The sequence below is a fragment of the Clostridium weizhouense genome, from assembly GCF_019431045.1.
In the GTDB taxonomy this organism is placed as follows: domain Bacteria; phylum Bacillota; class Clostridia; order Clostridiales; family Clostridiaceae; genus Clostridium; species Clostridium weizhouense.
This window is the reverse complement of the sequence record NZ_JAHXPT010000013.1, coordinates 1-15,537: the sequence shown is the minus strand read 5'-3', so window position 1 is coordinate 15,537 and position 15,537 is coordinate 1. Positions and strand designations below refer to the sequence as shown.

At 26.3% G+C, this 15,537-nt stretch carries 15 protein-coding genes; 5 read left to right on the top strand and 10 right to left on the bottom strand.

The window, feature by feature from the left end:
* Positions 1-18 precede the first annotated feature (18 nt).
* From KYD98_RS14525 to KYD98_RS14515, 3 genes are all read left to right on the top strand, one after another.
* Positions 19-1,203 (top strand): aspartate aminotransferase family protein, encoded by a 1,185-nt coding sequence (locus tag KYD98_RS14525; RefSeq protein ID WP_219780774.1) that lies wholly within the window; start codon positions 19-21, stop codon positions 1,201-1,203.
* Between the two features lie 84 nt (positions 1,204-1,287).
* Positions 1,288-2,208, top strand: coding sequence for an ornithine carbamoyltransferase (gene argF / locus KYD98_RS14520; RefSeq protein WP_219780773.1), 921 nt, complete (start codon positions 1,288-1,290; stop codon positions 2,206-2,208).
* A 227-nt stretch (positions 2,209-2,435) separates the two neighbouring features.
* Positions 2,436-4,157, top strand: coding sequence for a diguanylate cyclase domain-containing protein (locus tag KYD98_RS14515; RefSeq protein ID WP_219780772.1), 1,722 nt, complete (start codon positions 2,436-2,438; stop codon positions 4,155-4,157).
* Positions 4,158-4,234: 77 nt separating this feature from the next.
* On the opposite strand, the gene KYD98_RS14510 is transcribed toward KYD98_RS14515, so the two are convergent.
* Positions 4,235-5,275 carry a nucleoid-associated protein gene (locus KYD98_RS14510; RefSeq protein WP_219780771.1) on the bottom strand — a complete coding sequence of 347 codons (1,041 nt, stop codon included), beginning with the start codon at positions 5,273-5,275 and terminating at the stop codon, positions 4,235-4,237.
* A gap of 186 nt (positions 5,276-5,461) precedes the next feature.
* On the opposite strand from KYD98_RS14510, the gene KYD98_RS14505 reads away from it, so the two are divergent.
* A complete protein-coding gene (locus KYD98_RS14505) occupies positions 5,462-6,022 on the top strand; it encodes a class IV adenylate cyclase (RefSeq protein ID WP_219780770.1) in 561 nt (186 codons plus the stop codon).
* A gap of 413 nt (positions 6,023-6,435) precedes the next feature.
* Here KYD98_RS14505 and KYD98_RS14500 read toward each other — a convergent pair whose 3' ends face one another.
* From KYD98_RS14500 to KYD98_RS14460, 9 genes are all read right to left on the bottom strand, one after another.
* Positions 6,436-7,362 carry a 1-phosphofructokinase family hexose kinase gene (locus KYD98_RS14500; protein WP_219780769.1) on the bottom strand — a complete coding sequence of 309 codons (927 nt, stop codon included), beginning with the start codon at positions 7,360-7,362 and terminating at the stop codon, positions 6,436-6,438.
* A 293-nt stretch (positions 7,363-7,655) separates the two neighbouring features.
* The gene (locus KYD98_RS14495; protein WP_219780768.1) at positions 7,656-8,513 is read right to left on the bottom strand and encodes a tagatose bisphosphate family class II aldolase; all 858 of its coding nucleotides are present in this window, start codon (positions 8,511-8,513) and stop codon (positions 7,656-7,658) included.
* Positions 8,514-8,557: 44 nt separating this feature from the next.
* Positions 8,558-8,989 carry a PTS sugar transporter subunit IIA gene (locus tag KYD98_RS14490; protein ID WP_219780767.1) on the bottom strand — a complete coding sequence of 144 codons (432 nt, stop codon included), beginning with the start codon at positions 8,987-8,989 and terminating at the stop codon, positions 8,558-8,560.
* Entirely contained in the window at positions 8,986-10,164 is a 1,179-nt protein-coding gene (locus KYD98_RS14485) for an SIS domain-containing protein (protein WP_219780766.1), read from the bottom strand. The genes KYD98_RS14490 and KYD98_RS14485 overlap by 4 nt, the downstream gene beginning before the upstream one ends.
* A 53-nt stretch (positions 10,165-10,217) precedes the next feature.
* Complete coding sequence (locus tag KYD98_RS14480) at positions 10,218-10,943, bottom strand: GntR family transcriptional regulator (RefSeq protein ID WP_219780765.1); 726 nt, start codon at positions 10,941-10,943, stop codon at positions 10,218-10,220.
* Between the two features lie 242 nt (positions 10,944-11,185).
* Positions 11,186-12,034, bottom strand: coding sequence for a PTS system mannose/fructose/sorbose family transporter subunit IID (locus tag KYD98_RS14475; RefSeq protein ID WP_219780764.1), 849 nt, complete (start codon positions 12,032-12,034; stop codon positions 11,186-11,188).
* The gene (gene agaW, locus KYD98_RS14470) at positions 12,024-12,791 is read right to left on the bottom strand and encodes a PTS N-acetylgalactosamine transporter subunit IIC (RefSeq protein ID WP_219780763.1); all 768 of its coding nucleotides are present in this window, start codon (positions 12,789-12,791) and stop codon (positions 12,024-12,026) included. Before agaW ends, KYD98_RS14475 begins: the two co-directional genes overlap by 11 nt.
* Before the next feature lie 61 nt (positions 12,792-12,852).
* A complete protein-coding gene (gene agaV / locus KYD98_RS14465) occupies positions 12,853-13,329 on the bottom strand; it encodes a PTS N-acetylgalactosamine transporter subunit IIB (RefSeq protein ID WP_219780762.1) in 477 nt (158 codons plus the stop codon).
* Positions 13,330-13,439: 110 nt separating this feature from the next.
* A complete protein-coding gene (locus KYD98_RS14460; protein ID WP_219780761.1) occupies positions 13,440-13,991 on the bottom strand; it encodes a hypothetical protein in 552 nt (183 codons plus the stop codon).
* Positions 13,992-14,269: 278 nt separating this feature from the next.
* On the opposite strand from KYD98_RS14460, the gene nagA reads away from it, so the two are divergent.
* A complete protein-coding gene (gene nagA / locus KYD98_RS14455) occupies positions 14,270-15,406 on the top strand; it encodes an N-acetylglucosamine-6-phosphate deacetylase (RefSeq protein ID WP_219780760.1) in 1,137 nt (378 codons plus the stop codon).
* The last annotated feature ends 131 nt before the right edge of the window (positions 15,407-15,537 follow it).

Here is a 15,537-nt window from a genome sequence, read left to right as displayed (position 1 = left end):
ATATGGGAGGTACTTTTTATGTCATATGATTTTAATGAAGCAAAAGAATGCTTAGTCAATTCTTATAATTTTTTAGAACCAGTAATATCTTATGGTAATGGTGTTTACCTTTATGATACAAATAATAATAAATATTTAGATTTTACAAGTGGTATAGGTGTAAATAGTTTAGGTTATAATCATAAAACTTGGATTGAATCTACTACTAACCAAATGAAAACACTTCAACATTCATCTAATATATTTCTTAATAATACAACTGTTAAACTTGCTAAAAAATTAACTAAAATCTCTGAAATGAGCAAAGTATTTTTAGCAAACTCAGGAGCTGAAGCTAATGAAGGTGCAATAAAACTTGCTAGAAAATATAGTTATGATAAGTATGGAAAAGGAAGGTCTACTATTCTTTCTTTAGTACAATCTTTTCATGGAAGAACTATAACTACATTAAAAGCTACTGGTCAAGATAAATTTCATCAATATTTCTTTCCATTCACAGAAGGATTTAATTATATAAATGCAAATGATCTTGATGATTTTAAAGCAAAATTAACCTCTGATGTTTGTGCTATTATGTTAGAAGCTATTCAAGGTGAAGGTGGTGTACTTCCACTTAATAAAGAGTTTGTACAAAGTTTAGTGGAAATATGTAATGAGAAAGACATACTTGTAATATTTGATGAGGTTCAATGTGGTATTGGTAGAACAGGAAAAATGTTTGGTTACAATAATTTTGATATTAATGCTGATATAGTTACTGTTGCTAAAGGTTTAGGAGCTGGTCTTCCTATTGGAGGAGTTCTTTGTTCTAAGAAAGTGGAAAATGTATTTAATCCTGGCGATCATGGTTCTACATTTGGTGGAAATCCAGTTGCTTGTGCTGGTGCATTAGTTGTACTTGATACTCTTTGCACAGAAAAATCTTTTGATGAAATATCTAAAAAAGGTGCTTACGTAAAAGACCTATTAACAAAATCTAATAATCATCAAATATTAGAAGTTAGGGGTATGGGATTAATGATTGGTATTAAAACTAAATGTTCTCCTTCATTAGTTCAAAAAGAAGCTCTAAAAAACGGATTATTAGTACTTACAGCTGGTAAAGATACAGTAAGATTATTACCACCTTTAATAATAAGTAATGATGAATTAAAATATGGTATAGATATATTACTTAATGTACTAAATTCTATTAACCAATAATTCTATGTTTTAAAATATCAATACTCACTTAAAACATAGAATTAAATTAAATTTAAATTAGGAATAAAATGGAGGTTATTTTATATGCAAAAAGATTTATTAAAAATGGATGATCTCTCTAAAGAAGAGATTTTAGATATATTAAATTTAGCGGATCAGCTAAAATATGAACAAAAACATGGTATAGAACATCATCATTTAAAAGGAAAAAGTTTAGGAATGATTTTTGAAAAATCTTCAACTAGAACAAGAGTATCTTTTGAAGTTGGTATGTATCAATTAGGTGGAAATGCTTTATTTCTAAGTAATAAAGACTTACAAATTGGTAGAGGTGAACCAATTCAAGATACTGCAAGAGTTCTTTCTAGATTTTTAGATGGAATAATGATTAGAACTTATTCTCAAGAAGATATTGAAGTTTTAGCTAAGAATTCGTCAATCCCTATTATAAATGGATTAACTGATGAAGAACATCCTTGCCAAGTTTTAGCTGATTTAATGACAATTAGGGAATATAAAAATATTCTTGAAGGTTTAAATGTAGCATTTATTGGTGATGGTAATAATATGGCAAATTCTTTAATGGTTGGTTGCTTAAAAGTTGGAATGAATTTTTCTATTGCATCACCAGAAAATTATACCGCTAATGAAAAATATTTAAATCGTGCTAAAGAAATTGCTGAAAAAGAAAATGTTAAATTCACAAAAACAACCTCTCCTTTAGAAGCTGCTAAAAATGCTGATGTTATTATTACTGATGTATGGGCAAGCATGGGGCAAGAAAAAGAACAATTAGCAAGAATTAAAGCATTTAACGGGTTCCAAGTAAATGATAATCTAATGAGTGTAGCTAAAAATGATGCTATTGTACTTCATTGTCTACCTGCACATAGAGAAGAAGAAATAACAACTAAAGTTTTAGAAGAACATTCATCAGAAATATTTGATGAATCTGAAAATAGATTACATGCACAAAAGGCCGTACTCGTAAAATTGATGAAATAAATAATCTAAAAAAGATGGTAGATAAAGTATTTTTATCTACCATCTTTTTCATTTTAATAACATTATTTATATGTAAAGAATAAAAAATATGGTATAATTTATTATATAATTAAAAATTTTCTAAATAAAAATATTACACTAAAATATATATTAAATTTATAAATTAATATAATTATATTTTATAATTCGAAAACCTTTCAATTGTTACAATTCAAGGTGGTGTTAATATGAATAAATTAATAAAAATAGATCATAAAAATCTTATTGTAAAGCTACTAGTATTTTCTGTAGTTCTTTTTTTAATATCAATTATTATTTCTGGTATTTTTATGAACTATAATAGCAATACATTTATCGGGAAAAATGCTATTAATTTAAATAATGATTGGCTTTTTATAAATAAACGTACTGAAGAACAAGACATCATTAAATTTCCTCTTAATCTAAAGTATTCTAAAGATACTATTTATTCTTTTTCTAAAACTATTAAAGATGATAATTTTAGTAACGATAAACTATTATGTTTACGTACAGGATTTGCTAATTTAGATGTGTATATAAATGATAATTTAATATATAATTTTTCTGATGATAGTTATGATAAATTTTCAAATCGTGGTAAAAGTACTTTACATATGATTAAGTTACCTAGTGAACTTTATAATAAGAATTTGACTTTCAAGGTAGAGATGGGAGAAAATCCTTATTTACCTTATGATATAAAAACACCATTAATAGGAACCAAATCCGAAATAATTTACAATCTTATATCTAGTCAAATTTTAAATTATATTATATTATTTTTGATGATTAACTTTACAATAATAATATTTAATATTTTAGGGATAGCACTATTAAAAAAAGTAAATAATTTATTTCATTTACTTTCAATAGGATTATTTGCATTGTTAGCAACTACATATTCAATTTCTGAAACAAATATATTGCAATTACTACTACCAAATACTTATTTACTTAACAACTTAACATTTATGTCATTAATGTTAGTTTCAATACCAATAATTATGATAATGTTAGAAACAACAAATAAAAAATATACTCAAATATTGGTCCCAATAATTTATTTAGATTTAACTAATTTTATTGTACAAGTTGTTTTGAATTTTTTAGGTGTATTTGATTTTAGAAGTATGTTATTTATTTCACATATTCTAATAATTACAAATAGCATTTTATGTTTATATATAATAATAAATTCTAGAAAAAATAGAAATATAGGAAGTAAATATTTTGAAATTTCAATAATACCAATGTTAATTGGAACATTAATAGATATAACATTATTTTATCTTTATATTTCCACGTATTATGGTATATGTTTTCAAATAGGTGTATTATTCTTTATAATGATACAACTAGGGTATGTTATAAATTCACATTTTAATTACTATCGTTCATCAATACAATCTACAATTTATGAAAGAATGGCTTTTACTGATATAATGACATCTCTTGAAAATAGAGCTGCATTTGAAGAAAAAATTGTACATGTAAATAGAAATTTAAATTCATATGATTCAATATGGTGTTTATCTATGGATATTAATAATCTCAAAGAAATCAATGATACTTTAGGACATAGCAGTGGTGATAAATTAATAAATTCATTTGCTAATATTTTAAATAAAAACTTCAGCGAAATTGCACATTGTTACCGCATTGGTGGAGATGAATTCATAGCTATTTTACTTAATGTTTCTGAAAAAAACTTAAAAAATAAACTTAATACATTACATTCTATGATTAAAGCACATAATTTAAATTCACCTCTTAAACTTAGTGCTGCAATAGGATATGACAACTTTAAATTTGATCAAGACATAAATTTAAATGATTTAATATCTCGATCCGATAAATTAATGTATGAAAATAAAAGAAATATGAAAAATTTAATTGCATTAAATGAAGAACAACTAAATTCAATATAATATACCAAAAACAGTCTCAAAATAGTTTGAGACTGTTTTTATAAGTAAATTAATTTTTTATATTATAGTATTAAACACTATTTTTCTATATAGTTCATAACATTTTTAACTACTAAATTTATAGTTCCATCACCATTTCTTTGAATTTCAAATTTACTATCATCATGATATGTTTCTTCATTTATGTATAAATCAATTTGTTTATCAATATTTAATCTAACTCTTTTAAGCTTTTTTTCTACCCAGGTCTTATCAATTAAAACTTCTTCCTCTAACCCCTGTGCTTTAACAAAGTTAGAAAAATCTTCTTTTACTTGAGGATGCTCTTTAAAAAGTGCCTTTGATAAATCATCTATATTTATACTATCATCTTCTTTTAATTTACTTTTAACTGTACTTCTGATTACTTCCGCTTTTTCAGCATCATTTTCTATATTTTTTCTAGTCCATTCTTCGGTAGCTTTTAAGAATGTTTTGGTCATATCTCTCTCATTAGTTATTATTTTTGCATACAAGAAATCATTTAAGAAATAATTTATTCCCATTTCCTCTTCTTCTTTACTTCTTTTTTGCTTATCTAATATCATTAAATTATATCTTTCATCTTCTCTAATTGGCTTTATAAATGCTGCCTTTTGTATTTTTTGACCACTTCCTGGAAGACCTGCTGATTGTGGTACTATTCCTATCCCTATTTTCTCATCTATAAATTGAATTTCATGGGTGAAATTTTTAATATAATCCATCTTTAAAATACCAATCATTGGCCCTTTATCTGTAATTAAAGATATAACAATTAAATCACTTGACGGAATATTTTCATCCATTTGCATTACAGCAAATAGCTGTTTAGCTAATTTTTTTGAAATAGATATCAAATCATCATCTATACCATTTAAATAGTCTTGAACACATTCTTTCACAGTATTAGTACCCTGAATAAATACACCATACTTAAGTTCTTCATCCTTTAAGCACTTCTCTACATGCTTATATAAAAATTTATATATATCCTCATTTAACTCTAAGCTATATTCATTCAATACAGGCTCCGAACCATTTTTATCTAATATATGTATAACTGCTTCATTTATATTTATCTCACTTATGTATTCCATATTTTCTCTCCTTTATTACCTATATTTATAAAAACATATCCGTTTCCTTAAATATTATACAATTTTTTAATTATAAAAAAACTCAAAACACTAATTAATATACTAGCAATTTCAAGAATTATATTATAACATTAAATTACTTAGGTTTAATAATTATACCTAAATTTTTTACTGGAGGATTTATATATGCAAGAATTAGAAACTAGAATTGTTGATATTGACGTTGATAATATAATAAAGATACTTTTATCTCACGGTGCAGAAAATGTCAAAAAAGAAGATCAAGTTAATGATATATATGACTTTGAAGATGGAAGACTTCTAAACAAGAAAGGCTATGCCCGTATAAGGACTGTTAATGATAACCTTAATAATAAAGTTGTATATTACATGACTACTAAAAAGATGTTATCTCAAGATAGATTTAAAGTTATGGAAGAAAATGAAGTAATAGTAGATAATAAAAAAATGGCCGAAGGAATTTTTAAATCTCTTGGATTAATATTGAAAGAATCAAATAAAAAATATCGTGAAAGCTATAAAATAAAAGATTCATTAGTTGAAATAGATATAAATGATAAATCTTTTTGTCCTTTTCCTTATCTTGAGATTGAAACCAATTCTGAAGATAAATTAGATGAAATTGTTTCTTTGTTAGGATATTCATTAAATGATACTACATCAAAAACTATTTATGAAATTTTGGCTGAAAGAGGATTAGCTAACGAAAAACATAAAGGTGTTTAAAAATAATAATTTTTATAAGACATTAAAGTTTTAAGAACACTGTAATTTATTGTAAAATTAAAAAGGTGAAAATCTTAAATACATAAATGTATTTTTAAGATTTTTACCTTTATTTATATAAAATGGGTAAGGTATTCTTTATAATTTACTAGACTTGTGCAGTGATTTGGATATATGTTCCAAAAAGCCAACATTCTATTATTTTTAAGCATAAATTTTAGAATTAAATAGATTTTAACTTGTTATATTTCAAAAATAAACCAAATTTATACAAAAGATTGAGTAGAGTATATCTAAAATCTATTATTTGATATTTAATAAACCTTGATTTTAAGCCAGTTGGTAAAATTACTCAATTTAGTGCACAAGTCAAGTAATTTATTTTTTAGGCTATATTTAAAATAATAAAAATGTTATATTTCTTCTATAATGATTTTATTAAATAAATCATCCACTACAGTTTTTTTTATAAATCCTGTTTCTTTTTCCATTGCATTTGAGGTCCCACAAGCTGATGCTAATTTTAAAATATTTATAATATCATATTCTCTTTGAATTGCTACTGCTATCCCTCCTACATAAGCATCACCTGAACCAACTGGGTTTACAACATTAACTTTAGGAATAGTTACTTTGTAAAACTTTTCTTCAAAACCAATAATTGACCCCTTTTCCCCTAAAGATAATGCAATAAATTTTATTCCCCTATTTTGTAAATTTTTTATTTCTCTTATAGCATCTTCTTCACATAAAATTTCTCTACCTGTTAAAGCTTCTATTTCATATTTATTAGGTTTAATAAAATATGGTTTACCCTCTATACCTTCTTTTAATGCTTTACCACTAGCATCTAATAAAAATTTTTTTCCTTTAATATTAGCACATTCTATTAGCGTTCTATAAAAATTTTTAGGTACATTCCTTGGAAGACTTCCAGATGCTACAATTACATTAGCCTTTTCAAGTAATTCATTATATTTATTTAAAAAATGTTCTTGCTCTCTTTTTGTTACCTCTGGACCTGGTTCAAGTATTTCTGTTTGAACAAGATCATCTGTAATAAATGCTAGACACTCTCTTGTATCTCCATTTATTTTTGTAAAATCATTCTTTATTCCATAATCCTTAAGCTTCTCCTCAATAAATTCTCCACTCTTCCCCCCAAGTAATCCTGTCACTATACAGTCCTCATTTAATATAGTAGCTACATTTGCAACATGTAACCCTTTGCCTCCGGGAGTATTTTCCACATATCTTGCTCTTATTACTTGGCCTTTTTTTATATCCTCAATTTCATATCTTTTATCTATAGAAGCATTAAGATTTATAACTAATATCATATTATTTTGCTCCTTTTTTAATAAAATCCATTTATTGCTCTATATTTTAAGTATAAGTTGATATATACAATAGACAAAGTGCATTGTAATTTGACTTTTAGAATTCTTAACTGAAAGTCAAAAGTGAGAATCCAAATTTTATATTTGGTTCTTCGAACTTTCACAGAGTGCAATTTTATATTTTGTTACTTGAACTTACTCAGCGAATGTACATGAGTCGAGTTTCCTATTTCATCTCTGTCCATCTTTGTTTATGTATATATCAACATTTCACTTAAAACATAGCATCTACCTCAATATCTATTGGCACTTCCACAAACTTCTATTTTGTGTTCTACTATTTTTTTCATTGCGTCTTTCCCCGGAGTCATATATTTTCTTGGATCATTTGCCTTGGGATTTATTTTGAAGTATTGTTTAACAGCATCTGAAAAAGGTATTTTTAAATCTGTAGCTATATTAACTTTACATATTCCAAGTGAAATTGCCTTTTTAACTAATTCATCTGGAACATCTGATGCTCCATGCAATACTAAAGGCACACTTACTTTATTTCTTATTTCTTTTAGTCTTTCAAAATCTAACTTTGCCTTTCCTTTATATAATCCATGTGCTGTTCCTATTGCTATAGCTAAAGAATCTACACCTGTCCTTTTTACAAATTCTACTGCATCCTCTGGATTTGTATACATTGCATCTTTTTCATATACTATTAAATTATCTTCTTTACCTCCAAGTTTTCCAAGTTCTGCTTCAACAGTAGCATCATATTTATGTGCATATTCTACTACTTCTTTTACCTTTATAATATTAATTTCAAATTCTTCTCTAGATGCATCAATCATACATGATCTAAATCCAATATCAATATTTTTCTTTATTTCATTTATATCTTCAAAATGATCTAAGTGAATAGCTATAGGTATATCATATTTTTTTGCTGCCACCTCTGCCATCGCTTCTATATAAGCCCCACCTGCATATTCTATTGTAGATGGAGTTCCTGCTATAATTACAGGTGATCTCATTTTCATGGCTGTATCAACAACCACTTGTAATGTTTCTAAGTTGTGTATATTAAAAGCAGGTACAGCATATCCTTCTTTTTGTGCTTTTAATAACATTTCCTTTGTTGAAAGTATTTTATGCATAACATATCTCCTTTCTTATAAGTTAAATCCAACTTTTTTAACATTTATATTCCATCACAAATTTCTACAGATTCTTTTATTTCTTTTTTCTTATATTCTCTAATTCCTATAGTTGCAGCAGTTTTAATAGCTTCAACTAATTTTTCCATCGTATGATCATTCCTTGATAAAGATGCCTCTAATGCCATAGGTAAGTTTACTCCAGATATAACTCTAATTTTTTTATCTTTTCTATTTTCACTAATAATAACAGATACATTAAACGGTGAACCTCCTGCTAAATCTGATAAAATTAATACTTCATCTGTATTAAGACTATCAATAGCATTTTCAATATTCTTTTTTAATATATCCACTCCTTGTCCACATTCAAAATTTACTCCTATGACCCCTTTTTGTTCTCCTGCAATTAATTTTAATGAACTAAGTATTCCTGTCGGGAAAATTCCATGTCCAATAATAATCAATCCTATCATTGCTCTTTCTCCCTATCACCATATTTATGAATATACACTCCTTTAACAACTCTATTAACAGTACCATCTGGTCTTGGATTATCTGGAGATATTTTAAGTTTTATTGAATTAAATAATCCGAACATTTGTCCAAATAACATATAATTAAACACTGTATAAACTTCTGGTACATTTTTACCATCGATCTCTATATATTTATTACACCTATTTTTTAATTTTTCATTCTTTTCATAACTTATTACTGCAAGCTTATGATTTCCAGAATCATTATATATTTCATTTATTAAATCTAAATCATAAAGGTTAGTATATTTATCTATAGAATTCATAATAATAACCAAAGTATCATCATTAATTATTGACTTAGGACCATGTCTAAATCCCATAACAGATTCAAATATTGTTACTATTTTACCACTTGTAAGTTCTAAACTTTTTAGTGCCATCTCTTGAGCTAAACCCTTTAATATTCCTGATCCTAAATAAACAACTCTATTGCATCCATAATTAACCAAGTCATAAACATCAGTCCACTTATTCTCTAAAATACATTCTGCTTGTTCTGATATTAAATCAACAAATTCTCTATTCTTCTCTATATTATCTATATCAAACATTAATATTGTCGCTAATAACATAGAGCTAAAAGAACTTGTCATCGCAAACCCTTTATCATCTGATTCTTCTGGCATAAACAATACTAAATCCTTATTATTTTTAATAGCCTTTTTAGCTAATTCTCCATCTTTGTTACAGGTAATTACCACTTGTGATATATTAGTAACATTCTCTTCAAATAAATCATATGTTCCAACACTTTCTGGTGAATTTCCTGATCTTGCATAAGATACTAAAATGGTTTGTGTATCTTTTTCTATATATTGATTAGGGTTTGATACTAAATCAGTAGTAGCAATAGCTTCAATTCGTGCATTTACTTTATTTTTTAATTCTAATAAAACAGTTTGTCCTACATAATCTGAAGTTCCTGCACCTGTTAATATTATTCTTGTATTCTTTGATATATTTTTATTTAAAAATGATTTAATTTTATCTCTTTTATCATAAATTATTTTATATGTCTCTTTCCATAAACAAGGTTGTTGTCTTATTTCTTTTGCTGTATTTATTGAATTTAATTTTTCTAATTCTTCAATAGTTTTTCCAAAAATCATAATGCCCTCCTTCACTGGATACGTCATCATTACCAGTTTCTATAAAATTTTTATTAGTTTTTTAAGCATACTCTATATTTAAATTTATCTCCTCTTGCAATACTTAATGTATATTCAATAACTTGCTTATTTTCATATGTTGTTCTTTCGATTTTCAAGCCTGGTTGACCTTGTGATACATCTAAATAAATACTTTCTAATTTATTTATTAAAACACTTTCAAGTGCTTCTTCTGCCGACGTTATATGAACATTAAAATTTCTTTTAAAAATTTCATACATAGGATTTTCTTCTAAATCTTTTTTGGTCATTCTGTTAAATTTCTCATATGGTAAATATGTCACTTCATATATCATTGGAATATCATCTGCTATTCTTATTCTTGTTATTTTATATACCAGTTCATTTTCTTTTATTTTTAATTTTCTTGATATTTTACTATCTGGTTCTGCAATTTCAAAATTTAATAATTTAGATACAGGCTTTTTACCTAGCTTTCTCATTTCATCAGTAAATGAATAAACTTTTATTAACTCTTGTTCAAATCTTCTTGATGATATAAAATTTCCTTTTCCATGAATTTTATATATATATTTTTGTTTTTCTAATTCATCCAACGCTTGTCTTACAGTTGTTCTACTAACACCATATTTTTCACAAATCTCTCTTTCAGAATCTAATTGATCACTTTCTTCCATATAATTCTCTATTTGATTAATAAGAATATCCATTAATTGTACATATAATGGAATCTTAGAGTTTTTATCAATTTTATTCATTTAAGTATACCTCTTTACAATTTAATCTATTTTTTCATAATTATATCATATTATTAGTTATAGATTTTACCTTTTATTATTGATAATACTTTATACATACTAGTTTTAATAATGATTTTAAGTATTTGAAAAGTTCAGATGGAGTTAAAACTCCACCCGAAACTTATTTTTATATTATTCTATGTTTTAAAATAATGTTAATATTATGATTTATCACCAACATAGTTTTAAAACATAAATCATTATAATATTGCAAAGCCTGTAATATGTTGTATAAATTTTGCAATTAATCCTAATGCGATTGTAATTACTATTAATTTAATCGGTGAATATCCTTTCTTCAATAACTTATACATTAAAAATGTATAACCTAAAGCTAACATATTAGGCATTACTTGATCTAAAACACCTTCTTGTAATTTTATTGCTGAATCACCTTTTGCAGAACCTACTGAAATTACCATTGTTGTTTTTAAATTAACCATTGATGCTATTAATCCACCAACAACTGTTAATCCTAATATTGATGCTGCATGAGATATTTTTTTAGTTTGCTCTTTTAATGATGAAAGTGCTTTAACTCCTGTCTTATATCCATAATTCATTAAAAAGAATCTTAAGAAGAAATGTAATGCATTAAACATTATCAAGAATACTATAGGTCCTGCAACATTTCCTTCCATAGCCATTGATGCACCTATACCAACACAAATTGGCAAAGCTGTTAACCAGAATAATGCATCTCCAATACCACCTAACGGTCCCATAGTAGCAACCTTTATCGCCCTAATTGTATTTCTATCTTCTTTATTTTCTTCCATTGCCAATATCAAACCCATAATAAAAGTTACTAAAAATGGATGAGTATTAAAAAATTCCATGTGATCTTTCATTGCTTGAGAAAGATCTTCTTTATTAGTGTGAATTTTCTTTAAGCCTGGTATTAACCCATAAAGCCATCCACAACCTTGCATTCTTTCATAATTAAATGATGCTTGTAGAAAAAGTGAACGCCAAACCATATGATTTAAATCTTTATTAGTAAGTACCTTTTTAGGACTCGGATCCTTATATACTACATTAGATTCCATCTTCATATTCCTCCTCTACAACTTTAACTGTTTGCTTATTACTAGCTGAATAATAATCATATAATGCTATACTTAATCCAACTAAAGCTAATCCCAAGATTGAAATATGACCATATGTTACAAATAAGAAACCAATAATAAGAAACGCCATATATTCTTTCTTTAACATAATCTTTAATAGCATTGCAAATCCAATTGCAGGCATTACTCCACCAGCTACTTTTAATCCATCAATAATCCATTCTGGAACTGCTCTTACAATGTCTGCTGCTCTATCTGCACCAAAGAATATTGGTAAAAATGCAATTACAAAATAAAATACAAATAAGAACAGCATTCCCATATAATTAATTCTATCTATACCTCTGGTATCTGCATTTTCTGCATAAGTATCAGCTTTGTGCATAAAAAATGAAAATGCTGTAAAAATAAATGTTATAGCAGCTTGTACAGCCACAGCAAATGGTATCGCTACTCCAACAGCCGCTTGAGGTTCTAATTTACCCAAAATAGCTATACTTGTTCCAATAATTCCCCCAATAACTACATTTGGTGGTTGAGCTCCTGCAAGTGGAACCATCCCCATAAAAACAAGTTCTAATGCAGCTCCAACTATAAGTCCAGTTTGTACATCTCCTAAAATTAAACCAACTACAAGTCCTGTTACTATAGGTCTGTGTATATGTGTTAATCCATCAAATAAGTCAATTCCTGCAATACCTGCCCAAATTGCAATTAATAAAGCTTTAACAAACATGAGTTTCCTCCTTCATTAATATATTTTTGATAAATAAAAATATTCTCTTAATTCTACAGGGTTATATGTGTTTATAAATATCTTCATCTATTGCTTCATCAGGTACTCTTCTTATTTCTAATTCAATGCCCAATTCTTTAAGTCTTCTAAATGCTTGTACATCATTTTCATTTATAGAAACTGTTGATGAAATTTGTTTTTTGCCTTCGCTAAAATGTAAATTTCCTATATTTATCTTTTTAATAGGAACACCGCCTTCTACTAATCTAACTGCATCTTGTGGTGTCTTACAGACTAAAAAAATCAATTGTCTTGGCGCTGCTTTGTTTATTATTTTTATAGTCTTTTGTATTGAGAAAAACCTTATCCCTATTGTATCTGGAATAACCATTTCCATTAGATTTTGTTGAATAGGGTCTTTGGCAACCTCATCATTTGCTACTACAAGTAAATTAGCACCTAAATGATTTACCCAAGTCACTCCAACCTGACCATGCACTAACCGGTTGTCAATTCTTGTTAATAATATATTTGGCATTTCTCACCCCTCCTATAAATACCAGTTAAATTTTTACCGATTGGTAATTACCATATATCAATGTTAATCCTTTACAATTAGACTGTCAATATTTTGAAATAAAATATTTTTTAAATTATTTTTTTACTTCTAAACATAAAAAAATAGATTATACTAGTAAGTAAAGATGATATTATTATCAAACTTATTGAACTTACTAAGTTTAATAAGTTAAATAATATACTATATACAACAGAACTCACTAAAAACATTAAAATAATTTTAAATATCTCTATAATTCTATGTTTATCTGATATTATCTCAAGCATTTGATGTTCTGATAGAGTATTATTCTTATATTTTCTATTTAAATATCGACTTATTGTACTAGATAAAAATATTTTTATAATAAATTCTCCAATAAAGATTATAAATACACTTACAAATGATATTATAAAAATTTTATAAGCAGAAATATTAACTGGTAATGTCCAGTTTGCTAATTTTAAAAATAAACTCATAATTATAAGTATAAATAAAGCTATCGGTAAACTGAATAATATAAAAAAACTTGAAATCTTTAAATTTTCTTTTCCAGCAGTTTTTAAACTAAATATATTGTATACGTATATAGTTAAAAATGATAAAATAATTGCCAACAAAATAAAATTAAAATAATACATAACACATCTCCCCCTTTTAAATTAATTATATTTTTACTTTAAATAATTATAACCTCATTTAATATTTCTATAGATTTACTAAAATTTTAAATACATATTTATCTGTTCTAAATTTTTCCATATACATATTAAATTTTTAATATTATTTTATGCTATGTTTTAAATGAACGTTGATATTGTAGTATAAGGGCGAATTGGCATTGGAATTTGCTTTATACCACAATATCAACACTATTTTAAAATATAACCGTATTTTAAAATATTAGGAGGTTTTTCTTATGTTAATTAAAAATTGCAATATTATTTATTTAAACAAGATAGAAAGTGGTTCTGTTCTTATTAAGGATGGTAAAATTAAAGAAATTAATCCATCTAATTTTACTGATGATGAGATAATAGATGCAAAAGGATTATATCTTTCCCCTGGATTCATTGATGTTCATATTCATGGTGCTGGTGGATGTGATACTATGGATGGAACAATAGATTCACTTAATACAATTTCAAAAATAATTGCTAAACATGGTACAACATCTTTTGTACCAACTACTATGACAGTATCAATAAACGATATTAATAAATCTATGAGAGCAATAAAAACATTAAAAGAAGATGGGGCTGAAGGTGCTCATGTTTTAGGTATTCACTTAGAAGGTCCTTTTATAAATCCAAATGCAATTGGTGCTCAAAATCCAAATTATATTTTACCTCCATCAATTTCTACTTATAAATCTATGGTTAAAGATTGTGAAGACTGTGTTATTTCAATTACATTAGCACCAGAAATTAATGGTTCTAATGAGTTAATTAAATTTCTTTCTAAAAATAATGTCATATGTTCACTAGGGCATACTAAAGCTACCTATGAAGAAACAATTGATGCAATAAAGTGTGGTGCATCTCATTCGACACATCTCTTTAATGCAATGCCACCCTTTAATCATAGAAATCCTGGAATTATAGGTACTATATTTGATACTAATATCACAACTGAAACTATTGCTGATGGAGTTCATGTATCATATCCCGCATTAAGAATTGCTTATAAACAAAAAGGAACTGATAATGTTTTATTAATAACTGACGCTATTATGGCATGTTGTATGCCTGATGGAAAATACTCATTAGGTGGACAAGAAGTTATAGTAAAAAATAATGTAGCTAGAGTTAATAGTGGTTCTTTAGCGGGTTCCGTTTTGACCCTTGATAAAGCTGTTAATAACATCTATAAAAATTCTGATTTACCTTTAAATGAAATCGTAAAAATGGCATCATATAATCCTGCTAAACATTGTAAAATAGCAGACCATAAAGGGTTAATTAAAGAAGGTTATGATGGGGATTTAATATTATTTGATGATAATATTGAAATAAAAAAAGTATTTATTTTAGGTAAAGAATATTATTCAAAGTAAATAGCTATGTTTTAAATAATATGCTTAAAAAAATCAGAAAAATAGGGCTATCTCAAAATGATACAATCCCACTTAAGTAGACAGATGAAATAAATAAATTCATCTATCTATGGAGGTGGGATTTTTTTATG